Genomic DNA, 22,166 nt, shown 5'->3' with positions numbered 1-22,166 from the left:
CCCGCGCCCCCGCCGCCCCCCACCCCCCCCCCCCCCCCCCCCCCCCCGCGGGGGGTGCCCGCCCCCCCCCCCCCCCCCAGGGGGGTGGGCGGGAACTCACGCTATCCGAGATTTCCCTTTTGGCGAGGCGAAACCATCCGCAGCCCCTTACACCTTGACCAACTGCTCCACGCGGTCTTTCTCGCCAAATATGCGCAAATAGCGCTCGATCTCTTTTTCGTCGCCGGTGGCCTTGGCGGGATTGTCGGAGAGCTTGACCGCCGGGTGGCCATTGGCCTCGGTGACCTTGCAGACAAGCGAGATGGCGTCGAGCCGGTTGGTTTTGGTCGGCGCGCAGCCCTCGAAATCATTGGTCAGGTTGGTGCCCCAGCCGAAGGACATGCGCACCTTGCCGTGGAAATGGCGGTAGGTTTCCTCGATGGTCTCGACCTCGAGCCCGTCGGAGAAAATCAGCAGCTTCTGTCTGGGGTCCTTGCCCTTTCCGCGCCACCAGGAAAGGATCTTTTCGCCGCCTTCGATCGGCGGCGCGCTGTCGGGGCGAAAACCGGTCCAGTCGGCGATCCAGTCCGGCGCGTCACGCAGGAACGCCGCGGTGCCGAAGGTGTCCGGCAACACGATCAGCAGATTGCCGCCATAGTAGCGCTGCCAGTCCTGCAGCACCTTGTAGGGCGACTGCTTCATTTCCTTTTCCGAATTGGCGAGCGCGGCGAACACCATCGGCAGTTCATGCGCGTTGGTGCCGAGCGCCTCGAGGTCGTTGTCCATGGCCAAAAGCACGTTGGAGGTGCCGGTGAAAGCCTCGCCGATGCCTTCCTTCAGCGCTTCGACGCACCAGCGCTGCCACAGGAAGGAATGGCGGCGGCGGGTGCCGAAATCCGAAATGCGGATATCCGGCAGCGCTTTCAGCCGCTCGGTTTTGGCCCACATCTTGGCCTTGGCGCGAGCATAGAGCACGTCGAGCGCGAAGGGCCCGAACGCCCGCATGGCGGCGCGAGAGCGAAGTTCATTGATAATTGCCAGCGCCGGGATCTCCCAGAGTGTTGTGTACATCCACGGACCGCTGAAAGTGAGCTCGTACTGGCCATCGCGCTTGGAAAGCGCGTATTCCGGCAACTGGAAATTCTCGAGCCAGGCGAGGAATTCCGGTTCAAAAATCTGCTTGCGGCCATAGAAGGTGTTGCCGCCAAGCCAGATCATCTCTTTCTTGGAGAAGCGCAAGGTGCGGGCATGGTCGAGCTGATCGCGCAATTCTGCCTCGTCGATCTCCTCGGCAAGGCGAACCGAGGTGGTGCGGTTGATCAGCGAGAACGTGGTGTCGATCTTGGGATACATGCCCCAGATCATCTGCAGCATCAGCAGCTTGTAGAAATCGGTGTCGAGCAGGCTGCGGACAATCGGGTCGAGCTTCCAGGTGTGGTTGTAGACGCGCCGCGCTATATCGGTCTTGGTCATGTCTTGATGCCGCCTTCGCTGCTCGCCCTAGCTTTTCATTTAGCGCTTTTCCCGGGAAACCGCTGCGCACTATTCCCGGAATTGCTCCAAATGCCTCTTAGCATTGAATTTTTGAAAGCGCCTCCCGCTTTGCCGGCTGGCCCGACAAAAAGAAAACGCTGCGGGAAGCGCGCTGCGTCGGCTGCAGCAACTTCAGGGCGCGGTCTTGGCGCCGATCACCCTCAGCGCCGGACGCTTCCTGCGGATGCCGATGCGGCCCGCCACCGGCGCATCGGCGCGGCCGTCGGCCTGCTCCTTTTCGGCAAACAGCCAGTCGATGAACAGCTGCACGATCGGCGCCGACCTCATCTCGTTGCGGCAGACGACATAGAAATCGTCGACCGCCGGCACCGACAGGCCGAACGGCGCGACCAGCAGTCCCCTGGCAAGCAGTCCGCTTGCTGTCACCGTATCGCCCAGCGCCACGCCATGGCCGTGGACCGCCGCCTCGCTCGCCATGCGCGCGTCGCCGAGATGATGGCGGCGGCCGCGCTCCAGATCCAGCGCGTCGGCGGCGGCCAGCCAGGTGTGCCATTCGCGGCCGTCGTCCCCGTGCAGGAAGACGTGATCGGCGAGATCGCGCACGGTGCGGATCGGACGGTTGTTGATCAGCGTCGGGCTGACCACCGGGAACAGTTCGAGGCCCGACCATTTGCGCATCCAGCAATCGGTCCAGCTGCCATCGCCATAATGCACGCAGATATCGACATGTGGCGCGCGGACGTCCTTGGCATCATTCGACGGGATCAGCGTCAGCCTGATATCGGGATACTGCGAGGTGAAGCTGCCGAGCCGCGGGATCATCCACAGCAGCAGCAGTGCCGGCACGCAGGAGACCGAGAGGGCGCCGGTGCTCGCCGGCCTCGTCATGCGCTGCGTGGCGGCGGCAATGCCGTCGAAGGCGGTCGACACCGCCGGCAGCAATTCGGCGCCGTGCGGCGTCAACTTCACCCGCTGACCGGCGCGCTCGAACAGCTTGACGCCCAGCGACTGTTCGAGCGCCTTGATCTGATGGCTGACGGCGCCGTGGGTGACGTTGAGCTCAGCCGCCGCCTTGGTCAGCGAGGCATGGCGCGCCGTCGCCTCGAAGGCGCGCAATGGATTCAGGGGAGGCAGACGCTTGGCCATCGGAGCCTCAAAGGAACACGATCCCCGCGGTTTTGGATAAGACCGTGCTCGACATTAATGTGAGATTTTCTCACAGCAAACACCCTAACAATATCAATTGATTTTTCAATGCAGCTGCAAGACACTTTGGCTCGTACAGCATCAAGACGTGAAATCCGCAGGCAGCCGGCGCGACCGTCATTGATGGCCGCACTGCACCAGCCATGGAGGACCGACATGGGTTATAACAGCGGCAAGCTCGAAGCGTTGCGCCGCAAATATGGCGAAAGCCATGGCGGCGAGATGTTCGACCCAAAATTCCGCCGCGTCGCCGACAAGATTTTTTCCAAGAGCGGCACGCGGCTGGCGCCCTATTCCGGCATCCCGACCTTCCTCAGCGCGCCTTACCGGGAAATAGCCGCCGACAATCCTGATTTCGGCGATCTGCAGGTGGCGATGATCGGCGTGCCGATGGACCTTGGCGTGACCAACCGGCCGGGCGCCCGCTTCGGGCCAAGGGCACTGCGCGCCATCGAGCGCATCGGCCCCTATAACCATGTGCTGGAATGCGCGCCGACACATGAGCTGAAGGTGGCCGACATCGGCGACGTGCCGTTCCAAAGCCGCTACCGGCTGGAAACCAGCCATGACGACATCGAGCGCCGGACGAACCAGATCGTCGACGCCGGCGTCATTCCGCTTTCGGTCGGCGGCGATCATTCGATCAGCCATCCGATCCTGAAGGCTGTCGGCAAAAAAGCGCCGGTCGGCATGATCCATATCGACGCCCACTGCGACACCAGCGGCCTGTTCGACATGACCAAGTTCCACCATGGCGGCCCGTTCCGCAACGCGGTGCTCGACGGCGTGCTCGACCCGTCGCGCACCATCCAGATCGGCATCCGCGGATCGGCCGAATATCTGTGGGAGTTCACCTACGAATCCGGGATGACCGTCGTGCATGCCGAAGAGGTGACCGGCCTCGGCATGCCCGCCATCATCGCGAAGGCGCGCCAGATCGTTGGCGATGGCCCGACCTATGTGTCCTTCGACATCGACAGCATCGACCCGGCCTTTGCGCCGGGCACCGGCACGCCGGAAGTAGGCGGGCTGACGACGCGGGAAGTGCTTGAACTTCTGCGCGGCCTCAAAGGGCTCAACATCGTCGGCGGCGACGTCGTCGAGGTGGCGCCGCAATACGACGCGACCACCAACACCGCCCATGCCGGCGCGCAGGTGCTGTTCGAAATCCTCAGCCTGATGGTGTTCAGCCCGGCGATCTCAGGCAAGCGAGCTTAACGCACATCCAAGGCGGCCGCCGCGCTGGAGCCGGCGGCCGCATTCAAACAAAACAAGCTTCCAGCAGGGGAACGACAATGACATTTCACATGAAATCATCCATCGCCGCCGTGCTGCTGCTCGCCGGCCTCGGTCTTGCCACCCAGGCCGCCAATGCCGACGCGCTCGACGACATTACCAAGGCCGGCGCGATCAATGTCGGCATTTTCTCCGACTTTCCGCCCTTCTCCTCGGCCAGTGCCGATATGAGCATCAAGGGCTATGACGTCGACGTGGCGCAGTTCATCGCCGACCAGCTCAAGGTCAAGCTCAACTTGGTCAGCGTGACCGGGCAGAATCGCATCCCGTATCTTACCGACAAGCGCGTCGATATCCTGATGAGCGTCGGCTACTCCAAGGAGCGCGAGCAGGTGATCGATTTCGCCGCCGCCTACGCGCCCTATTATATCGCCGTCATCGGCCCGGCCGCGCTCAAGGTCGAAGGCAAGGACGATCTCGCCGACAAGTCGATCGCCGTCAACCGCGGCACGCTGGAAGATACGTCGCTGACCGAGGCAGCACCCGCCTCGGCCGACATCCGCCGTTTCGACAACTATAATTCCGTCATCCAGGCCTTCATCTCGGGTCAGACCCAACTGATGGTCGTCGGCAACGATGTCGGCGCCCAGGTGCTCGCCCGCCAGGAGGCACTGAAGCCGGAGCAGAAGTTCCAGCTTCTCACCTCGCCCTCGCATATCGGCCTCAACAAGAACGAGGACCGCCTGAAGCAGGCGGTCAACGACGCAGTCGCCAAGATGCTGGCCGACGGCAAGCTGGACGAAAGCTCGAAAGCCTGGCTCAAAACACCGCTCAATCCCGACAACCTCAAGGATTGATCTCCGAGGTAAGGACCTACCATGGGCTACAGCCTCGACTTCGGCTGGCTTGCCGATGCGACAGGTGCGATCGCGCGCGGGGCGGCCATGACGATCCTTTTGATCGCCGTGACCACGCTGGCGGGAACGTTCCTCAGCATCCTCGGCGCAGCAGGGCGGCGAAACGGCCCCTTGCTGCTCAAGCGGGCAATCGGCGTCTATGTCGAAATTATCAGGAACACGCCGTTCCTTGTGCAGCTGTTCTTCATCTTCTTCGGGTTGCCCAGCATCGGCGTGAGGCTCGATCCGCTGCTGGCCGCCATGCTGGCAATGACGCTCAACATGGCGGCCTACACGATCGAAATCGTCGGCGCCGGGCTCGACGCGGTGCCGCGCGGGCAGACGGAAGCGGCCCTTGCGCTTGGGCTCAGGCTGCGTCAGGTCTTCGTCAAGATCGTGCTGCCGCAAGCGCTCAAGGTGATCTTTCCGGCGCTGACCAGCCAGATCATCATCATGATGCTGGAGTCCGCCGTGGTGTCGCAGATCGCGGTGCGCGAACTGACCTACGAGGCCGACATGCTGCAGGCGCGGACCTTCCGTGCTTTCGAGACCTATTTCGTGGTGACGATGGTCTATCTCGTCCTGTCGATGGGGCTGCGCCGGCTGCTGGTCAGCGGCGGCCGCCGCGCTCTGGGAGCCAGCGTGTCATGATCGAATTCACCTTCTGGGATATCGTCCGCAACCTCCTGCTCGCCGCGCGCTGGACGGTGCTTCTGTCACTGGCGGCCTTCGTCGGCGGCGGCGTGGTCGGCATGCTCGTGCTGTTCTTCCGGATCGCCAAGAATAAATGGGCGCGGCGGCTGGCCTCGGGCTACATCGCGCTTTTCCAGGGCACGCCGCTGCTCATGCAGCTCTTCCTGATGTTCTTCGGCCTGCCGATGCTGGGCTTGCGCATCGAGCCGTGGACCGCTGCAGCGCTTGGCCTGACCTTCTTCGCCAGCGCCTATCTCGCCGAGATCTGGCGCGGCGGCGTCGATGCGCTGCCGCGCGGCCAGTGGGACGCCGGCGCCAGCCTCGGCCTTCACTATCTGCAGGAACTCAGGCTGATCATCCTGCCGCAGGCGTTTTCGATCACCCGCGCCCCGACCGTCGGTTTCCTGGTGCAGCTGATCAAGTCGACCGCGCTGACCTCGATCATCGGTTTCGAGGAACTGGTCAGGACATCCAACGCCATCAACAATGCGACCTTCGAGCCGTTCACCGTCTATGGGCTGGTCGCCTTGATCTTCTTCGCCATGTGCTTCCCGCTGACGCAATATGCGCGCTCGCTTGAACGACGAGCGACGACAAACTAGCAAACCGCCTCGGCGCTTGGCGTTCGAATGCCTTCTTAGCTTCTTCGGAGCTATCTCCTTGTTACAAGAAGAGTTCTGTGTACTCTCCACATGCGTTAGGAAGGCTTGGGGATGAGAATTGCAATGTTGGTCGCGTTGGCCGCGACAGTGGCCGGGTGCGCGACCTCTCCGGTCGACTATGGAGCGTCGCTTTCGAAGCAAGACCGGAAATGGGCGTCGCCGGAATGCCAGCAAGCCCGCATGGAGGCTTCGGACTACGACGCTCGCGAAAAAAAGCAGCCGGGCTGGGGAACCGGCGTCTTTCTTGGCCCGTACGGATTAGGGCTCGCTGCAGCCATCAAGGAGCACCAGCAGAAGCAACGAAAATTGTTCGCCCGCGCGGTGCACTTGCGGTGCTCAAGCCTTCCACTGCCAAAGGAGTTGCAAAGCGACTTAAGCCCACAGGCCGCAATCGCAAATCGGACGAGATATCCATAGACGTCACGACCCCGTCCTGCTTCGTGACGAAGCCGCTTTCATCAATGCCCAAAGGAGAGCGGCGGCGCGATCTTGTCGCGCCGCAGCCAGCGCGCCAGGAGCAGCGCCGCCACCACCGCCAGCCCCAACGACAGGCCGATCCAGATGCCGATGCCGTCGAGCCCGGAATGGAAGGCGAGCAGGACGCCGAGCGGCAGGCCGATGCCCCAATAGCCGATCGCGGCATAGATCATCGGCACCTGGGTGTCGTGCAGGCCGCGCAGCATGCCGGCGGCCACGGCCTGGGCGCCATCGAAAATCTGAAACAGCGCGGCAAAGGCCAGGAACGACACGGCAAGCCCGATCACAGTGGCATTGGCCGGGTCGCCGAGATCGATGAAGGCGCTGATCAGCAGTTGCGGCCACAGGATCATCACCAGCCCCATCAGCGCCATGAACGAGACGCCCATGACAAAAGCGGTCCAGCCGGCGCGGGAAACACCTTCCGGATTGCCGGCGCCATGGGCGAGCCCGACGCGCACTGTCGCCGCCTGGTTGAGGCCGAGCGGCACCATGAAGCTGATCGAAGCGATCTGGATGGCGATGGCATGCGCCGCGAGCGAGGCGGCGTCGATCAGCCCCATGAGCAGGGCCGCCGCGTTGAAGATCGTCACCTCGAAGGCAAGCAGGCCGGCGATCGGCAGGCCGAGCCGCAGCAGGCCCTTGAAGCGCGGCCAGTCGGCCCGCCAGAAGCGCCCGAACAGCTGGTAGCGGCGAAATTTTGGCTCAAGCGTCACCACCGCCGCCATGCCGGCGAACATCAGCATGCTGGACAGCGTGGTGGCGAGGCCGGAGCCGGCGATGCCCATCGAAGGGGCGCCGAGATTGCCGAACATGAACACCCAGTTGAAGAACACATTGCAGGCAACGGCAACGAAGACGATGACCAACGCCCAACCCGGCCGCTCCAGCGCCGAGATGAACGAGCGCAGGACGATATAGCCATAGAAGGGCAGCACCGCCCATTCGAGCCAGCGCAGGTAGATTCCGGCCTGGTGTGCCAGCGCCGGTTCCTGGCCCATGGCCAGCAACACGGCCTCGCCGTACCAGAGAAATATCCAGATCGGGATTGAGATGAGGATCGCCAGCCACAGGCCCTGCCGCACGGTGCGGCGCAGATCGCGCACCGAGTGGCGACGGCGGCCGAGTTCCGTAGCGATCATCGGCGAGGTCGCCAGCATCAGGCCGAGCCCGAAGATCAGCGGCATGAAATAGAGGTTGGCGCCGAGCGCGCCGCTGGCCAGCGTGTCCGGACCCAGCCGCCCCATCATCATGACATCGGTGGCGGTCATCGCCGTCTGGCCGAGATTGGTGAGCACCATCGGCCAGGCGAGCGCCAGCGTCGCCTTGATTTCCCGACGCCAAAGATTTTCCGGCGCGCGCACGCCGGCTTCGATCGCAGACATTTTTTCGCCTATCCGATTGCGGCGCGTCGGCAAAAAGGGCCGGAAGCCGCGTCTCAGAGCGGAAAATGGCCGTGATCGGCCCGGATTCCGCATTATCCGCACGGCTTGTCCACGAAATGGGCAGCTATGGCAAGGGGGCTGACTCGGGGGAAGAGTTGAGCCAGAGGGCGCAGAAGCCGCTATGATCGCGTCGTTGGCCGATTTGAAGAGCGGTCATCACATTGGATTCAATCGAAAGGCATGCGGATGAGCGCGTTTCCCGAAATCTACCTCGTTCGGCATGGCGAGACGGAATGGAGCGCGTCGGGAAAGCACACCGGCCTGACCGACATACCGTTGACGCCAGCCGGCGAGGCGGCCGCCGGGCGGGTCGCCGAGCGGTTGCAGGGGCTTTCGTTCCAGGCTGTCTGGTCGAGCCCTTCGCAGCGCGCCTTCAAGACTTGTACACTGGCCGGCTTCGGTTCGGCCGGCGTGAAGAAGGCCGACCTGGCGGAATGGGATTACGGCGCCTACGAGGGACTGACCACGAAGCAGATCCTCATCGAGCGCCCCGGCTGGCGTCTGTTTCGCGACGGCTGCCCTGACGGCGAGATGGCAGAGGATGTCGGCGCGAGGGCCGATCGGATCGTCAATGAATTGCGCGCCCTCAACGGCAATGTCCTGGTGTTTTCAAGCTCGCATTTCCTGCGGGTGCTGGCGGCGCGCTGGCTCGGCCTGCCGCCGCAAGATGGCGCCTTGTTCGTGCTGGACACCGCCAGCACAAGCGTGCTCGGTTATGAGCACGACCTTGGCGAGCCAATTATCCGGCGATGGAATCAGAGATAGCAGACGCATTGCAGGCCATTCGAGACTACCTGATCGCATCCAGCGCCTGCCGCTGCCGGTGCATCTCCAAAAACACCCGGTAGTCGCGGTCGAACCGGCCGGCGGCCGTCGAATTGGGCTCTCGCGTCTTGCCGCCTTGCTGCATGGCGACGCAGGCGGCGTTCAAATCGGGAAAAAGTCCGGCGGCGGTGGCGGCGATCATGCCGGTGCCGAGCAGCACCGCCTCATCGGCCAGCGGCTCGACCACCGTGCAGCCGGTGGCGTCGGCATAAAGCTCCATCAGCAGCGGGTTCTTGGTGTGACCGCCGGTGACATGCAGCGTGTCGATCAGATAGCCGTTCTCGTTCAGGGCTTCCAGCACATGGCGCACGCCCAGCGCAATGCTGACGGCGGTGCGCCAATACAGCTTGCACAGGCTGTCGAAGGAGGAATCCAGCGTCAGCCCGCTGATGACGCCGACGGCATGCGGGTCGGCGAGCGGCGAGCGGTTGCCGTGGAAATCCGGCAGCACATGCAGCCTTCCGGCCAGATTTTCTCCCTCTATGGCGCGCAACTCGACAACGCGCCGAGCAATCCTGGCGTGCATGGCGGCGTCCGGCTCGCCGCCGGCGCCGTGCCAGCGGATCATGTGATCGAGCAGCGCGCCGGTGGCCGACTGGCCGCCTTCCGACAGCCAAAGCCGGGGAAGCGCCGCGCCATAATACGGGCCCCAGACACCGGCAAAGGGCTGCGGGTCGGCCGACATCGCCATGACGCAGCTCGAAGTGCCGGCGATCAGCGCCAGATGCCGGCCGATGTTGGTTTCGTCGCCGGCGAAGCCGCCGAGCACACCGAGCGCGCCGGCATAGGCGTCGATGACGCCGGCGCCGACCCGGCATTGTTCGGTCAGGCCAAGCTCGGCTGCGGCTTGCGCGCTCAGCCGGCCGATATCGGCGCCGACCGGACTGGCCTTGTCAGGCAGATTGCCATGCTCGAAAAGATCGCCGAGCCCGACGGCTTTGAAGAAGTCGCGCCGCCAGCCGGTCTCTTCATGCGCCAGATAGGTCCATTTGGCGGTCAGCGTGCATTGCGAGCGGGCAAGCGAACCGGTTGCCTTCCAACTGAGAAAGTCGGCGAGGTCGAATAGATAGCCGGCTTCGTTCCATGTTGCGGGTAGGTTGCGCTTCAGCCACATCAGCTTCGGCGTCTCCATTTCCGGCGACATGACGCCGCCGATATAGTCGAGCACGGCATGGCCGCTTTCGGTGCATTCATCGGCCTCGGCAATGGCGCGGTGATCGAGCCAGACGATGGTGTCCCAGCGCCTTTCGCCTGTCACCGAGACACTGAGCTGGCCACCATCCTTGCCCCGCACCACCAGCGAGCAGGTGGCGTCGAAGGAGATGCCGACGATGTCCTGCGCTGCCACGCCGGCTTTTTCATTGGCCGCGCGCACCGCAATGCAGACCGCCGACCAGATATCCTGCGAATCGTGCTCGGCGTGATCGGCCTTCGGCCGGTTCATGACGATCGGATGCTCGGCGCGGCCGAGCAAGGTGCCTCCGGTGTCGAGAATGCCCGCACGGGCGCTCCCGGTGCCGACATCGACCGCGCAAACGAAACTGTTCGTCAAGATGTTCTTACTCTCGCTCCCAGGCCTGCAATCAGATCGGGCAGTTGCAGCATGTCAGCGAATATAAAGTCCGGTTCACTCGACGCAAGCCGCGCTTTCAGTGCCGGGTTGCCGGCATGCGAGCCGCCGGTGAAGGCGAGGACGCGCATTCCCGCCGCCCGTGCCGCCGCGACGCCGACGGGGCTGTCCTCGACGACGACGCAATTTTGCGGGATCGCTCCCATTTTGGCGGCTGCATGGAGAAAAAGGTCCGGCGCCGGCTTGCCCCGCGCCACCATGGCGGCGCTGAACAGATGCGGCTCGAGCAGCCCGAGCAGCCCGGTGACGTCAAGCGCATAGCGGATGCGATCCAGCGTGCCGGAGGAAGCAACGCAGCATGGCACGGTAAGCTTCGGAAGAACCTGGCCGATGCCGGGGATCGGCTTGAGCTCGTCGCGAAATTTGCGCATCAGCCCGACGCGCATCGCGCTCAGATGCAGGTCGGTGATATCAAGTCCGAAGTCGCGACCGAGGATTTCGCGAACGCTTTTCATGCTTTTGCCGAGGAAATGCTCATAGGCGGCATCCTCGCTGACACTGCCGCCGGCAAGCGTGATCATGCTAAGCAGCGCCGAAACGGACAGCCCCTCGCTGTCGACCAGCACGCCGTCGCAGTCGAAAATGACCAGGTCAGGCGTCATTGCAGGGCCCTCATCGGCGGGGACATGCATTGAGCCGATCTTAGAGGTTGCCGGCGAGGTAGCGCGTCAGCGTCGTACGTGCGCCATCGGCCCAGAGCGCCTCGAGCGCCTTGGCAAAGGCTTCAACGAACGGCGTCGAGCGGCCGACCTCGCCATAGATGTCCTCCATGGCCAGCCAGGCGGCAGGCGCAGCCTTTGCCGCCCTGGCGGTCGTCTGCAGCCGGTCCCAGCTTGGATCATTGGGCTCGATGACCGCGCCTGAATCCGTGGTGCCGAAGCAATAGCGGCACCAGAGCGCCGATTCCAGCGCCAGGCCGGCGACGCCCTTGCCGGCCTTCAGCCGGTCGGCGATGGTCGGGATGATGAATTTCGGCTGCCGGTTGGAGCCGTCGAGGCAAAGCCTGCGAATGGTGTCGCCGATCTTCGGGTTGGAGAAGCGGTGCTCGATGAGCTGATAATAATCCTCCAGCACGGTGTCCGGCACCGGCGGCACGGTCGGGATGATCTCGTCGTGCTCCAGCCTGTCGAGAAAGCCGCGCACCAGCGGCTCCTGCATGGCCTCATGGACGAAATGGATGTCCATCAGCCCGGCGGGATAGGCGATGGTCGCATGGCCGCCATTGAGGATGCGGATCTTCATCAGCTCGTAGGGCGCGACATCGCTGACGAACTGCACGCCGACCTTTTCCAGCGGCGGGCGGCCGTCGGTGAAATGGTCCTCCAGCACCCATTGCCTGAACGGCTCGCAAAACACCGGCCAGTTGTCGTCGAGCCCGAACTCGCTCGACAGAATGCCGCGCTCACGGTCGGTGGTGGCCGGCGTGATGCGGTCGACCATGCCGTTGGGAAAGGCGACTTTCTCGCGCACCCAGGTCGCCAAATCCTCGTCGATCAGACGGGCGAGACCGATGACGCCATCGGCGGTGACATGGCCGTTGTGGGGAATGTTGTCGCAGGACATGATCGTGAACGGCACGATGCCGTCGTCGCGGCGGCGCATCAGCCCGGCAAGAATGATGCCGAACACGGTCTTCGGCATTGCTCCCGGCTCAGCATCGGCGACGATGTCGGGATGGGCCGGGTTGAACACGCCCGACGCCGGATCGATGAAATAGCCGCCCTCGGTTATGGTCAGCGAAACAATCCTTATCGCCGGGTCGGCAAGCCGCTCTATGATCGCGGCCGCGTCGCCCGGCATCAGGAAGTCGATCATGACACCGGTGACGCGGGCGCTCATGTGGCCAGAATCCTGCTCGACCACGGTGCTCAGCCAGTCCTGTTCCTGCAACTTGCCGCGGCCGACCTTTTCGCCCTCAAAAATGCCGGCGCCGACAATTGCCCAGTCGTGGCCGACGCCCGCATTGAACAGGTCGTCGAGATAGACGGCCTGGTGCGAGCGATGGAAATTGCCGACGCCGAAATGCACGATGCCGGCTTTGAGCGCGGCGCGATCATATTTCGGGCCGACGACTTTTTCCGGCAGGCGGGACAGTGCCGCCGATGAGAGTTTTACGGTCATTTTAACAAACGCCTTCTCATTGCGGCGCCTGCGCCTGCCTGACCTTCTCCCCTTGTGGGAGAAGGTGGATCGGCGCGCAGCGCCGAGACGGTTGAGGGGTGCTGGACGAAGTGCTGCATCAGAACACCCCCCGTCCGCCCTCGTTTCACTCGGCACCTTCTCCCCCAAGGGGAGAAGGAAAGTTCAACTCATCCACTGGCCGCCATCGACATTGTAGGTCTGGGCGACGATGTATTCAGCGTCGTCGCTGGCCAGGAACACCGCCATGCCGGTGAGGTCTTGCGCCGTGCCCATGCGGCCATAGGGCACGGCCTCGCCGACCAGCCGCTTCTTTTCGCCCTTCGGCCGGTTTTCGTATTTGGCGAACAGGGCATCGACATGGTCCCAGTGCTCGCCGTCGACGACGCCGGGCGCGATGGCGTTGACGTTGATGCGGTGCTTGATCAGGTCGAGCCCGGCCGACTGGGTGAGCGAGATGACGGCTGCCTTGGTGGCGCAATAGACGGCGACCAGCGCCTCGCCGCGGCGGCCGGCCTGGCTCGCCATGTTAATGATCTTGCCGCCCCGGCCAGCCGCGATCATCGAGCGGGCGGCTGCCTGCAGCATGAACAGCGTGCCGGCGACATTGACGGAAAACAGCCTGTCGTAGCTCGCCTTGCTGATCTCGACGATCGGCGCCAGGTCGAACAAAGCGGCGTTATTGACCAGGATGTCCAGGCCGCCGGCCCTTGTCTCGACCGCTTTGACCGCCGCCTCGATCGAAGCGAGATCGGTGACGTCCAGTTTCACGGCGTAAGCGTTGCCGCCGATCTCCGAAGCGGCCTTTTCCGCAGCTTCGAGGTTGATGTCGCCGATGGCGACGGTGGCGCCCTCGCGAACATAGGCTTCGGCGAACGCCCGGCCGATGCCGCGCGCCGATCCGGTGATCAGCGCCGATTTACCCCTGAGCCTCATTGCATCATCGCCTTTCCGTCGGCGCCGAAGCGGTGCAGCTTGGTCTGGTCCGGCGTCAGATAGATCGTGTCGCCGTGATGGGCGGCCAGTTCGCCGTCGGCGCGCACCGTCAGCGGCCCGACACCGTCGGCCTGAACGTGCAGAAACGTGTCGGAGCCGAGATGCTCGGCGACGCCGACCGTGGCTTTCCACTCGCCTGAAGTCGTCGAGATGTTCATATGCTCGGGACGGATGCCGACGGTCTTGGCGCCATGTTTGGCCGCCGGCGCGCCTTCGATCAGGTTCATCCTGGGCGAACCGATGAAGCCGGCGACGAACAGGTTCTTCGGCGTCTTGTAGAGCTCCATCGGCGAGCCGACCTGTTCGATGTTGCCGGCGTTGAGCACGACGATCTTGTCGGCCATGGTCATCGCCTCGACCTGGTCGTGGGTGACGTAGATCATCGTCGTCTTGAGCTGGTGGTGCAGTTCGCTGATCTCCAGCCGCATGGTGCCGCGCAGTGCTGCGTCGAGGTTGGACAAGGGTTCGTCGAACAGGAAGGCCGATGGCTGGCGCACGATGGCGCGGCCGATGGCGACGCGCTGGCGCTGACCGCCGGAGAGCTGGCCGGGGCGGCGATCGAGATAGTTGGTGAGGTTCAGGATGCGCGCCGCGTCCTTGACCTTCCGATCGATGGTGGCCTGGTCCTCGCCCGCCATCTTCAGCGGGAAGGCAATGTTCTTGGCCACCGTCATGTGCGGGTAGAGCGCATAGGACTGGAACACCATGGCCAGCTTGCGCTTGGCCGGCGCCTCGCCGGTGACGTCGCGGCCGTCGATGTTGATGGTGCCGGCGGTGGTGTCCTCCAGCCCGGCGATCAGCCGCAGCAGCGTGGACTTGCCGCAGCCCGACGGGCCGACGAAGACGACGAACTCGCCGTTCTCGATGACCAGGTCGATGCCCGGAATGATGATCGTCGACCCGAACGACTTGGAGACGTGCTTGAGCGTGATGTTTCCCATGGTTTCCTCCCCGAGGGGTTATTGTCCGTCGTTCATCGCTTGCGGCGGTGTTACTTCACGGCGCCAAACGTCAGGCCGCGCACCAGCTGCTTCTGGCTGAACCAGCCCATGATCAGGATCGGCGCGATCGCCAGCGTCGAGGCCGCCGAAAGCTTGGCCCAGAACAGCCCTTGCGGGCTTGAGAAGGAACTGATGAAGGCAGTAAGCGGCGCGGCCTCGGTGGTGGTCAGCCGGATCGTCCAGAACGCCTCGTTCCACGCCAGGATGATGTTGAGCAGCATCGTCGAGGCGATGCCCGGCACCGCCATCGGCGTCAGCACATAGACGATCTCGTTCCAGAGCGATGCGCCGTCCATGCGCGCCGCCTCCAGGATCTCGCCGGGGATCTCGCGAAAATAGGTGTAGAGCATCCACACCACGATCGGCAGGTTGATCAGCATCAGCATGATCATCAGGCCGATGCGGCTGTCGAGCAATCCGGTATCGCGGAAGATCAGGTAGATCGGGAACAGCACGGCGACCGCCGGCATCATCTTGGTGGAAAGCATCCACATCAGGATGTCCTTGGTCCACTTGCCCGGCGAGAACGCCATCGACCAGGCCGCCGGTATGGCGACGAGCAAGGCCAGGATGGTCGAGCCGACCGACAGGAACACCGAGTTGAGGAAGAACTTGAAGTAGCCGCTCTGCGCCTCGACCGCGGTGTAGCTTTCCGTGGTTCCCGACGGAAACAGGTTGAAGCCCTGGATGGCCTCCTGCTCCGACTTGAACGAGGTGATGATCGTATAAAGGATCGGGAAGAAGATCAGCAGGGCGACGATCCAGGCGGCCGCGGTCGCGATCATCTTGTGCTGGGTGCTGACTGCACGTGCCATCGTTTCCTCCCTTATTTGTCCAGGTTCTTGCCGACCGCGCGCATGGCGAAGAAGGCGACGATGTTGGCTAAAATGACGGCAATGATACCGCCGGCGGATGCCTGGCCGATTTTGAACTCCAGCAACGCCTTCTGGTAGACGAGGAAGGGCAGGTTGGTGGAGGCGTAACCCGGGCCGCCATTGGTGGTGACGAGGATCTCGGCATAGACCGACAGAAGGAAGATCGTCTGGATCAGGATGACGACGGTTATGGCGCGCGACATATGCGGCAGCGTCAGATAGATGAAGCGGCTGACGAAACCGGCGCCGTCCATCTCGGCGGCTTCCTTCTGCTCGCCGTCGAGCGACTGCAGGGAGGTCAACAGGATCAGCGTCGCAAACGGCAGCCATTGCCAGGCGACGATGATGATGATCGCCAGCATCGGGTATTGGCCAAACCAGTCGATCGGCTGACCGCCGAAGAAGCGCGCAATGTCGGCAAAGACGCCGTATTGCGGATGCATGATCATGTTCTTCCAGACCAGCGCGGCGACCGGCGGCATGACGAAGAACGGCGAGATGACGAGGATGCGGACGATGCCCTGTCCCCACATCGGCTGATCGATCAGCAGCGCCAGCAGGATGCCGCCGATCACCGTGATCAAAAGCACACTGGCCACGAGGATAAGCGTGTTGAGGATCGACTGCAGGAATGCCGGATTGGAATAAAAAAGCGCGTAGTTCGAGAAGCCGACGAAGCCGTCGCGGATCGGGTTGAGCGGATTGTACTGCTGGAAGGAGAACCACAGGGTGAATGCCAGCGGCACGATCATCCAGACGAACAGCAGCACCACGGATGGCGCCATCATGAAGCGGGCAAGCGAACGGGTCTGCTGAGTAGCCATGACGGTCACCCTTCAAAGTTCAGCCAAATTTTTCAGTGTTGTGAAGGTGGCCGCCCGAACTGGGATTCGGGCGGCCCCCGCCGGTTAAGATGGGCAACCGGCTTTCGGCACCGGGAGGAGCCTACTGGATATAACCGCCCTCGGTCATCGTTGCGGTGGCGGCGTCCTGGGCCTGCTTCAGAGCGTCGTCGACGCTGGTCTGGCCGGCGAGTGCGGCCGAGAACAGCTGGCCGACGGTGGTGCCAAGGCCCTGGAACTCGGGGATGGCAACGAACTGGACACCGACATAAGGCACCGGCTTGACGGTCGGATGCGTCGGATCGGCGGCGTTGATCGAGTCCAGCGTCATCTTGGCGAACGGCGCCGCCTTCTGGTACTCGGGGTTGGCGTAGAGCGAGGTGCGCGTTCCCGGCGGAACATTGGCCCAGCCTTCCTTCGATGCGACGAGCTCGAGATAGGCCTTGCTGGTTGCCCAGGATACGAATTTTTGGGCGGCGTCAGCCTTTTGCGTGCCGGCGGGAATGGCCAGCGACCACGCCCACAGCCAGTTGCCGCGCTTGCCCAGGCCATTGTCGGGCGCCAGCGCATAACCGACCTTGTCGGCGACCGTTGAGTTCTTCGGGTCGGAGACGAAGGAGGCAGCGACGGTGGCGTCGATCCACATGCCGCACTTGCCCTGCTGGAACAGCGCCAGGTTTTCGTTGAAGCCGTTCGAAGACGCGCCCTCCGGGCCATTGGCCTTCATCAGGTCGACATAGAACTGCAGCGTGTTCTTCCACTCGGGCTGGTCGAACTGAGGCTTCCAGTTCTCATCGAACCAGCGTGCGCCGAAGGAGTTCGACATGGCGGTCAGGAAGGCCATGTTCTCGCCCCAGCCGGCCTTGCCGCGCAGGCAGACGCCGTTCACGCCATTGGCGCGATCGGTCATCTTCTCGGCGGCTTGCTTGACGAAGTCCCAGGTCGGCGCGTCGGGCATCGTCAGCCCGGCCTTCTCCATCAGGTCCTTGCGGTACATGACGAACGAGCTTTCGCCATAGAACGGTGCTGCATAAAGCGTGCCGTCGACCGACAGGCCACCGGCGATGGCCGGGATGATGTCCTTGACGTCATAGTCGTCGCCGAGCTTGTCGAGCGGCAGCAGCCAGCTCTGCTTGGCCCAGATCGGAACTTCGTAAGTGCCGATGGTCATCACGTCGTACTGGCCGCCCTTGGTGGCGATGTCGGTGGTGACGCGCTCGCGCAGCACGTTCTCCTCGAGCGTGACCCACTGGAGCTGGATATCGGGGTTCTTGGCGGTGAAATCGTCGGTCAGCGTCTGCATGCGGACCATATCGCCGTTGTTGACGGTGGCGATGGTGATGGATTCGGCATGCGCGGCGAACGCGAGGGTGCTGGCCGACAACAGACTCAGGGTGAGCGTGCGAAGTTTCATCAAAATTCCTCCCATGGACCAAGCTGAGCATTTGCTTTGGCTGTGAGCAATTACTCACCTCGCGTGATTTATGTCAAGCCGGATTCGTTGCTGCAGCGCAGCACGCAGCCTCGTACGGATCTTGCTCCGGAGGATTCTTGCGCGCGAAAAGGCCGGATGTCGGTGCCCGCTTGACCGGGTGGATATCGACTATTGGCCGGCAATCTCAGCCAGGATCCATTCGCGAAAAGCGCGGATCTTCGGCACGTTGCGCCGCGCCTGGGGATAGACCAGCCAATAGGCGTGGCCGTCGTCGCCGACCAGATCGAAAGGCTGGATCAGGCGGCCATCGGCAAGCTCGGCCTTGAAAAGAGCGGCCGTTACGATCGCCACGCCCTGCCCGGCGATCGCGGCGTTGGCCTCATAGGCCTGCGCCCCCATGCTGGAGCCGGGGCGCTTGGCCAGTTCCTCGACCGGCAGGCCGGCGGCGATAAACCAGTCCCGCCACCAGATGTCGCCGGGGTCGAGGATCGGCAGGCGCAACAGATCGGCCGGCTCCTTCACCCCGCCGATGGTCGCCGCGAGTTTCGGGCTCAGCATCGGCGTGAAGTCCGCATTGAAAAGCTTGTGCACCTCCACGCCCGGCCAGTTTCCGCCGCCGGAACGGATGGCGATGTCGATGTCCTCGCGGGCGAAATCGACGAGGCGGTTCGATGTATCGAGGCGCACCGCCAGCGACGGATGCGCGACCTGGAACGAACCGAGATGCTGCGCCAGCCAGTTCGAGGCAAAGGTCAGCAGCGTCGAGACACAAAGTACGCCGTCGGCGCCGCTGCGCGCCGCGGCATAGGCTCCACCCAACAGGGCGAACGCCTCGCTGACCGCAGGCGCCAGGCGTTGCCCCGCCTCGGTCAGCACGATCTGCCTTGGCCGGCGCAGGAACAAAGGCGCACCGACGCGCTCTTCCAGAAGCTTGATCTGATAGCTCGCCGCCGCCTGCGTCATGCCAAGCTCGCCGGCGGCCTTGGTGAAGGAAAGATGCCGCGCCACCGCCTCGAACACCCGGATCGCCTGAAGCGGAGGGAGCTGGGAGACCTGCCGTGACTTGAGTTCAGGCATAAGCCCTCCTTATGGGCCGTGATCGACGTTTGATTGGCAGCAAGGGCCGAGCCGGCCGATATTTGAGGTCGACGATCACTCTCGTCTAGAGATAACGAAGGCTGATGATCATGACCATTGTACAGGAAAAGCTATTTCTGACGCCAGGCCAAGGCTGGTTTTTGCGGCTGGCGCGTGGATTGGCGCGGCACGGAGCCAGGAAACGGGCCTATCTCGACATCAGGGAATTGCCGCCGCATCTGCAGCGCGACATGGGTTTTCTCGACGGCAACGATCCTTATGGCCGGCGCAAATAGTCCTGGTTGATTTATCGCAAATCAGCTGGCCGCCAGCAAGGCGGCGGCGGTCCGCTCGTCGGTGATGAGGCCGTTGACCAGCCGCCGATTGACAGCCGCAAGTATGCCCGGCAGCTTCCGCTCGCCCATGGCGAGCGCGATCACCAGCGATTTTTCACGCGGCGGCAACGATGCCGACGACACCCTGTCATTGGTGATGCCCTCGATCATGCGACCTTCGCGATCGAACACCCAGCCGACGATCTCGGCGACGCCGCCGGCCTTTTGCAGCGCTTTCAATTCACTCTCCGAAATGAAGCCGTCCTCGTAAAGCGGCGCCTTGGGGCCGAGATCGCCGATGCCGACGAAGGTGACGTCGGCTTCCGCGGCAAGCGCCAGCGTCGGCTGGATCATCGGCTGGCTGAGCAGCATCTCGCGCTCCTGCGGCGAGGAGGCGATGACCGGCAGCGGCATCGGGAAGGAGCGAGCCTTGACCCTGTCGGCCATGGTGAAGATGACGTTGTAGAAGGCGGCCGAACCGTCGGGCGAGATGTTGCCGGTCAGCGACACCACCTTGTGCTGCGGGCATTCCATCGGCGGCAGCTGCTCGATTGCCGCCTTCAGCGTGCGGCCGGTGCCGATCGCCATGACGATCGGCGTCGGCGAGCGCAGCCGTTTCTCAATCTCGGCGGCCGCCGCCACGGCGACGCCGATGGTGGAGGAGGAAGCGGGATCGCTTGGAACCACCTCGACCAGATCGAGCGCGAAGCGCGATTTCAGCCGGGCCGCGAGGTCGAGGCAATTGGCGATCGGGTGGTCGACACGCACCTTGATCAGCCCTTCCGAGACCGCCAGCGACACCAGCCGCTGCGCCGTCTGCCGTGAGATGCCGAGCGTCGAGGCGATCTGGTCCTGCGTGTTGCCGGCGACATAATAGAGCCAGCCGGCGCGCGCCGCGTCGTCCAGCCTGTTGCTGCCGCTGTCCTGGCGGGAATTCAACTTGCTACCTCCCTGCCCCCGAGCACCGAGCACTAGCAGCGAGCGGGAGCGCCTTGGTTCTACCGGGGAATGCGTTTGTAAGCAATTGCCTGTAGCCAGAGCAATTGCCTAGGTAAGCTCCCGAGGAGCCTGCAGCGTTTCGAGTGGATGATTATAGCCCGCAATGTTGGTGCAGCCAGGCGCGGCAGTTTATCTCGCGAGGCAAACCCTTTAAGGGATTTCGGACAAAGGAGCCTCGCATGACGCCGAAAGCGGTTTTCTGGGACATGGACGGCACGCTGGTCGACAGCGAGCCGTTGCACGAGGCGGCGCTGATAGCGGCGCTGCACAGCGTCGGCATCGCGGCGCCGGCCAACCTGCATGAGCGGGTGCTCGGCATCGCCGCATGGCCGGTCTACGAGATGCTGCGCGACGAGTTCGGCCTCGACCTGGCCTTCGACGACTGGATCGTGCGCAAATACGACCACTATCTGCCGATGGCCGAGACGCTGAAGCCGCGTCCTGGCGCCATCGAGATCTACAACGAGTTGCGCGCGCTTGGCGTGGCGCAAGCGGTGGTGTCCAATTCCGACCGGCTGGTCGTCGACGCCAATCTGCGCATGGTCGGTCTTTTCTATCCCGGCATGAAGACGATCAGCCGCAACGACGTGCGCGAAGGCAAGCCGCATGCGGAACCTTTTTTGCGCGCCGCATGGCTGGCCGGTGTCGATCCGGCCGATGCCGTGGCCGTCGAGGACAGCGTGACCGGCTCCACGGCTGGGCTGGCGGCGGGGATGAGGACGATCTTCTGGCCGGAAGCGCCCATGGCAGGGCCGCCCGGCGCGATCGTCATCAACAGCGCCGACGAATTGCGGGCTGAACTCGGGCTTTAAGATTGGGGAAACCGGCGATCAGAGCGCCCTTCTCCCCGTCACTATGGCAGGGCTATCGCAGGTGGAAAGCCGAGGCTTTCGCTCTACGATTTACCCCACCCCTAAACCCTCCCCGCAAGGGGGAGGGAGACTTCCGCTGGCGCTGACCTCGGCAACCTGCCTGCGTTCGGCGCCAAAGGGGAGAATAAATGCGCGCGGCAGCGTTCCCTCCCCCTTGTGGGGAGGGTTAGGGTGGGGGTCCACCTTCGAAAAAATCGGGGAGAAGGGCGCTCAGTTCCGGTAAACCGGCTCCTGCTCGTCGAGGATCGCCTTCAATTCGGACAGGTGCCGTTCGGCCTGACCGGGATAATCTTCCTGCTCCGCTGCTGCCTTCTCGGCGATTTCATTCGACAGGACCCGCAGCGGGCGGCCGGTCCACAGCGCCTTGATGTAGGTCTCGGCGGCGCGTTCGAAATAGAACATGCGGTTGAAGGTGTCGGCGACGGTATCGCCGATGACCAGCACGCCATGGTTGCCCATGACCATCACCTTGACCTTCGGATCGGTGAGCAGCTGCGAGCAGCGTTCGCCCTCTTCCTCGAAGGCGAGCCCACCATAATGGCCGTCGACGACGTGCCGGTTGAAGAAGATCGCCGCGTTCTGGTCGATCGGCGGCAGCGTCGAGTCGGCCAGCGAAGCGAGCACCGTGGCGTGGATCGAGTGCACATGCATGACGCAGCGCGCATGACGGACATTGCGATGGATGGCGCCATGCAGCCCCCATGCCGTCGGGTCGGGCGCATCCGGGCCGGAGAGCGTATCGGGATCGTTGGCGTCGATCAGCAGCAGGTCGCTCGCCTTGATGCGCGAGAAATGCACCTGGTTGGGATTCATCAGGAATTGCGAGCCGTCATCGTTGACAGCCAGCGAGAAATGATTGGCCACCGCTTCATGCATGTTGAGCCGCGCCGTCCAGCGGAAGGCGCAGGCCAGATCGACGCGTTCCTCGTAGAAGGGCAGGTTGGTCAGCATTTCCTTCTGCAGGCGGGCGATGCTCATCGAAAACCTCCGTGAAAGAAGCAAGGATGCCGCGCGCCGCCGATGCGCGCAACCGGTTTCGTTTGGTGCAGGCG

General features: G+C 63.5%; 22 protein-coding genes. 8 read left to right on the top strand and 14 right to left on the bottom strand.

The annotated features are described in order from the left end of the window. Positions 1-147 precede the first annotated feature (147 nt). The gene (gene pncB, locus AC0L17_RS01295) at positions 148-1,452 is read right to left on the bottom strand and encodes a nicotinate phosphoribosyltransferase (RefSeq protein WP_473514466.1); all 1,305 of its coding nucleotides are present in this window, start codon (positions 1,450-1,452) and stop codon (positions 148-150) included. A 192-nt stretch (positions 1,453-1,644) separates the two neighbouring features. Beyond that, the gene (gene gcvA / locus AC0L17_RS01290) at positions 1,645-2,619 is read right to left on the bottom strand and encodes a transcriptional regulator GcvA (RefSeq protein WP_473514465.1); all 975 of its coding nucleotides are present in this window, start codon (positions 2,617-2,619) and stop codon (positions 1,645-1,647) included. 216 nt (positions 2,620-2,835) lie between these two features. Between gcvA (AC0L17_RS01290) and speB the strand changes: the two genes are divergently transcribed. From speB to AC0L17_RS01265, 5 genes are all read left to right on the top strand, one after another. Beyond that, positions 2,836-3,897, top strand: coding sequence for an agmatinase (speB, locus tag AC0L17_RS01285; protein ID WP_473514464.1), 1,062 nt, complete (start codon positions 2,836-2,838; stop codon positions 3,895-3,897). Positions 3,898-3,974: 77 nt separating this feature from the next. Then, positions 3,975-4,772: a transporter substrate-binding domain-containing protein gene (locus AC0L17_RS01280; protein WP_473507943.1), complete on the top strand. Its 798-nt coding sequence runs from the start codon at positions 3,975-3,977 to the stop codon at positions 4,770-4,772. Positions 4,773-4,793: 21 nt separating this feature from the next. Then, on the top strand, positions 4,794-5,462 hold the full coding sequence (locus AC0L17_RS01275; RefSeq protein WP_473514463.1) for an amino acid ABC transporter permease: 669 nt from the start codon (positions 4,794-4,796) through the stop codon (positions 5,460-5,462). Continuing rightward, positions 5,459-6,106 (top strand): amino acid ABC transporter permease, encoded by a 648-nt coding sequence (locus AC0L17_RS01270; RefSeq protein WP_473514462.1) that lies wholly within the window; start codon positions 5,459-5,461, stop codon positions 6,104-6,106. The genes AC0L17_RS01275 and AC0L17_RS01270 overlap by 4 nt, the downstream gene beginning before the upstream one ends. 111 nt (positions 6,107-6,217) lie before the next feature. Beyond that, positions 6,218-6,583 (top strand): hypothetical protein, encoded by a 366-nt coding sequence (locus tag AC0L17_RS01265; protein ID WP_473514461.1) that lies wholly within the window; start codon positions 6,218-6,220, stop codon positions 6,581-6,583. Between the two features lie 41 nt (positions 6,584-6,624). On the opposite strand, the gene AC0L17_RS01260 is transcribed toward AC0L17_RS01265, so the two are convergent. Then, the gene (locus tag AC0L17_RS01260; protein ID WP_473514460.1) at positions 6,625-8,028 is read right to left on the bottom strand and encodes an MATE family efflux transporter; all 1,404 of its coding nucleotides are present in this window, start codon (positions 8,026-8,028) and stop codon (positions 6,625-6,627) included. Positions 8,029-8,274: 246 nt separating this feature from the next. On the opposite strand from AC0L17_RS01260, the gene AC0L17_RS01255 reads away from it, so the two are divergent. Next, positions 8,275-8,853, top strand: coding sequence for a histidine phosphatase family protein (locus tag AC0L17_RS01255; RefSeq protein ID WP_473514459.1), 579 nt, complete (start codon positions 8,275-8,277; stop codon positions 8,851-8,853). 25 nt (positions 8,854-8,878) lie between these two features. Here the strand turns inward: AC0L17_RS01255 and AC0L17_RS01250 are convergent, their stop codons facing one another. The 9 genes from AC0L17_RS01250 to gcvA (AC0L17_RS01210) form a co-directional block, all read right to left on the bottom strand. After that, positions 8,879-10,465 carry an FGGY-family carbohydrate kinase gene (locus tag AC0L17_RS01250; RefSeq protein ID WP_473514458.1) on the bottom strand — a complete coding sequence of 529 codons (1,587 nt, stop codon included), beginning with the start codon at positions 10,463-10,465 and terminating at the stop codon, positions 8,879-8,881. Next, positions 10,462-11,145 (bottom strand): HAD-IA family hydrolase, encoded by a 684-nt coding sequence (locus tag AC0L17_RS01245; protein ID WP_236368596.1) that lies wholly within the window; start codon positions 11,143-11,145, stop codon positions 10,462-10,464. The genes AC0L17_RS01250 and AC0L17_RS01245 overlap by 4 nt, the downstream gene beginning before the upstream one ends. Before the next feature lie 40 nt (positions 11,146-11,185). Then, entirely contained in the window at positions 11,186-12,664 is a 1,479-nt protein-coding gene (locus AC0L17_RS01240; protein ID WP_473514457.1) for a mannitol dehydrogenase family protein, read from the bottom strand. Positions 12,665-12,847: 183 nt separating this feature from the next. Continuing rightward, on the bottom strand, positions 12,848-13,618 hold the full coding sequence (locus tag AC0L17_RS01235; protein ID WP_287120208.1) for an L-iditol 2-dehydrogenase: 771 nt from the start codon (positions 13,616-13,618) through the stop codon (positions 12,848-12,850). Next, the gene (locus AC0L17_RS01230) at positions 13,615-14,619 is read right to left on the bottom strand and encodes an ABC transporter ATP-binding protein (protein WP_287059396.1); all 1,005 of its coding nucleotides are present in this window, start codon (positions 14,617-14,619) and stop codon (positions 13,615-13,617) included. Before AC0L17_RS01230 ends, AC0L17_RS01235 begins: the two co-directional genes overlap by 4 nt. A 50-nt stretch (positions 14,620-14,669) precedes the next feature. Beyond that, positions 14,670-15,494, bottom strand: coding sequence for a carbohydrate ABC transporter permease (locus AC0L17_RS01225; protein ID WP_287139344.1), 825 nt, complete (start codon positions 15,492-15,494; stop codon positions 14,670-14,672). An 11-nt stretch (positions 15,495-15,505) separates the two neighbouring features. Continuing rightward, positions 15,506-16,378, bottom strand: coding sequence for a carbohydrate ABC transporter permease (locus AC0L17_RS01220; protein ID WP_091596287.1), 873 nt, complete (start codon positions 16,376-16,378; stop codon positions 15,506-15,508). Positions 16,379-16,499: 121 nt separating this feature from the next. Then, the gene (locus tag AC0L17_RS01215; RefSeq protein ID WP_473514456.1) at positions 16,500-17,810 is read right to left on the bottom strand and encodes an ABC transporter substrate-binding protein; all 1,311 of its coding nucleotides are present in this window, start codon (positions 17,808-17,810) and stop codon (positions 16,500-16,502) included. Positions 17,811-17,999: 189 nt separating this feature from the next. Further along, a complete protein-coding gene (gene gcvA, locus AC0L17_RS01210; protein ID WP_236393227.1) occupies positions 18,000-18,908 on the bottom strand; it encodes a transcriptional regulator GcvA in 909 nt (302 codons plus the stop codon). A 110-nt stretch (positions 18,909-19,018) separates the two neighbouring features. Here gcvA (AC0L17_RS01210) and AC0L17_RS01205 point away from each other — a divergent pair, with 110 nt between their 5' ends. Continuing rightward, positions 19,019-19,204: a hypothetical protein gene (locus tag AC0L17_RS01205; protein WP_027152175.1), complete on the top strand. Its 186-nt coding sequence runs from the start codon at positions 19,019-19,021 to the stop codon at positions 19,202-19,204. A 21-nt stretch (positions 19,205-19,225) separates the two neighbouring features. On the opposite strand, the gene AC0L17_RS01200 is transcribed toward AC0L17_RS01205, so the two are convergent. Beyond that, positions 19,226-20,182: a sugar-binding transcriptional regulator gene (locus AC0L17_RS01200; protein ID WP_473514455.1), complete on the bottom strand. Its 957-nt coding sequence runs from the start codon at positions 20,180-20,182 to the stop codon at positions 19,226-19,228. Positions 20,183-20,421: 239 nt separating this feature from the next. On the opposite strand from AC0L17_RS01200, the gene AC0L17_RS01195 reads away from it, so the two are divergent. Next, positions 20,422-21,054: an HAD family hydrolase gene (locus tag AC0L17_RS01195; RefSeq protein WP_473514454.1), complete on the top strand. Its 633-nt coding sequence runs from the start codon at positions 20,422-20,424 to the stop codon at positions 21,052-21,054. A 270-nt stretch (positions 21,055-21,324) separates the two neighbouring features. On the opposite strand, the gene AC0L17_RS01190 is transcribed toward AC0L17_RS01195, so the two are convergent. Then, positions 21,325-22,092, bottom strand: a complete 768-nt coding sequence (locus tag AC0L17_RS01190) for a class II aldolase and adducin N-terminal domain-containing protein (protein ID WP_473514453.1) — start codon at positions 22,090-22,092, stop codon at positions 21,325-21,327. Positions 22,093-22,166: the final 74 nt, after the last annotated feature.

This window comes from Mesorhizobium sp. WSM4829 (assembly GCF_055811475.1).
Note: the sequence above shows the minus strand (reverse complement) of the source record. Positions and strands in the feature narration are given on the sequence as shown.

Coding starts and splice junctions, on each gene's coding strand:
- pncB (WP_473514466.1), bottom strand. CDS start 1,452: ATGACCAAGACCGATATAGCGCGGCGCGTCTACAACCACACCTGGAAG.
- gcvA (WP_473514465.1), bottom strand. CDS start 2,619: ATGGCCAAGCGTCTGCCTCCCCTGAATCCATTGCGCGCCTTCGAGGCG.
- speB (WP_473514464.1), top strand. CDS start 2,836: ATGGGTTATAACAGCGGCAAGCTCGAAGCGTTGCGCCGCAAATATGGC.
- AC0L17_RS01280 (WP_473507943.1), top strand. CDS start 3,975: ATGACATTTCACATGAAATCATCCATCGCCGCCGTGCTGCTGCTCGCC.
- AC0L17_RS01275 (WP_473514463.1), top strand. CDS start 4,794: ATGGGCTACAGCCTCGACTTCGGCTGGCTTGCCGATGCGACAGGTGCG.
- AC0L17_RS01270 (WP_473514462.1), top strand. CDS start 5,459: ATGATCGAATTCACCTTCTGGGATATCGTCCGCAACCTCCTGCTCGCC.
- AC0L17_RS01265 (WP_473514461.1), top strand. CDS start 6,218: ATGAGAATTGCAATGTTGGTCGCGTTGGCCGCGACAGTGGCCGGGTGC.
- AC0L17_RS01260 (WP_473514460.1), bottom strand. CDS start 8,028: ATGTCTGCGATCGAAGCCGGCGTGCGCGCGCCGGAAAATCTTTGGCGT.
- AC0L17_RS01255 (WP_473514459.1), top strand. CDS start 8,275: ATGAGCGCGTTTCCCGAAATCTACCTCGTTCGGCATGGCGAGACGGAA.
- AC0L17_RS01245 (WP_236368596.1), bottom strand. CDS start 11,145: ATGACGCCTGACCTGGTCATTTTCGACTGCGACGGCGTGCTGGTCGAC.
- AC0L17_RS01240 (WP_473514457.1), bottom strand. CDS start 12,664: ATGACCGTAAAACTCTCATCGGCGGCACTGTCCCGCCTGCCGGAAAAA.
- AC0L17_RS01235 (WP_287120208.1), bottom strand. CDS start 13,618: ATGAGGCTCAGGGGTAAATCGGCGCTGATCACCGGATCGGCGCGCGGC.
- AC0L17_RS01230 (WP_287059396.1), bottom strand. CDS start 14,619: ATGGGAAACATCACGCTCAAGCACGTCTCCAAGTCGTTCGGGTCGACG.
- AC0L17_RS01225 (WP_287139344.1), bottom strand. CDS start 15,494: ATGGCACGTGCAGTCAGCACCCAGCACAAGATGATCGCGACCGCGGCC.
- AC0L17_RS01220 (WP_091596287.1), bottom strand. CDS start 16,378: ATGGCTACTCAGCAGACCCGTTCGCTTGCCCGCTTCATGATGGCGCCA.
- AC0L17_RS01215 (WP_473514456.1), bottom strand. CDS start 17,810: ATGAAACTTCGCACGCTCACCCTGAGTCTGTTGTCGGCCAGCACCCTC.
- gcvA (WP_236393227.1), bottom strand. CDS start 18,908: ATGCCTGAACTCAAGTCACGGCAGGTCTCCCAGCTCCCTCCGCTTCAG.
- AC0L17_RS01205 (WP_027152175.1), top strand. CDS start 19,019: ATGACCATTGTACAGGAAAAGCTATTTCTGACGCCAGGCCAAGGCTGG.
- AC0L17_RS01195 (WP_473514454.1), top strand. CDS start 20,422: ATGACGCCGAAAGCGGTTTTCTGGGACATGGACGGCACGCTGGTCGAC.
- AC0L17_RS01190 (WP_473514453.1), bottom strand. CDS start 22,092: ATGAGCATCGCCCGCCTGCAGAAGGAAATGCTGACCAACCTGCCCTTC.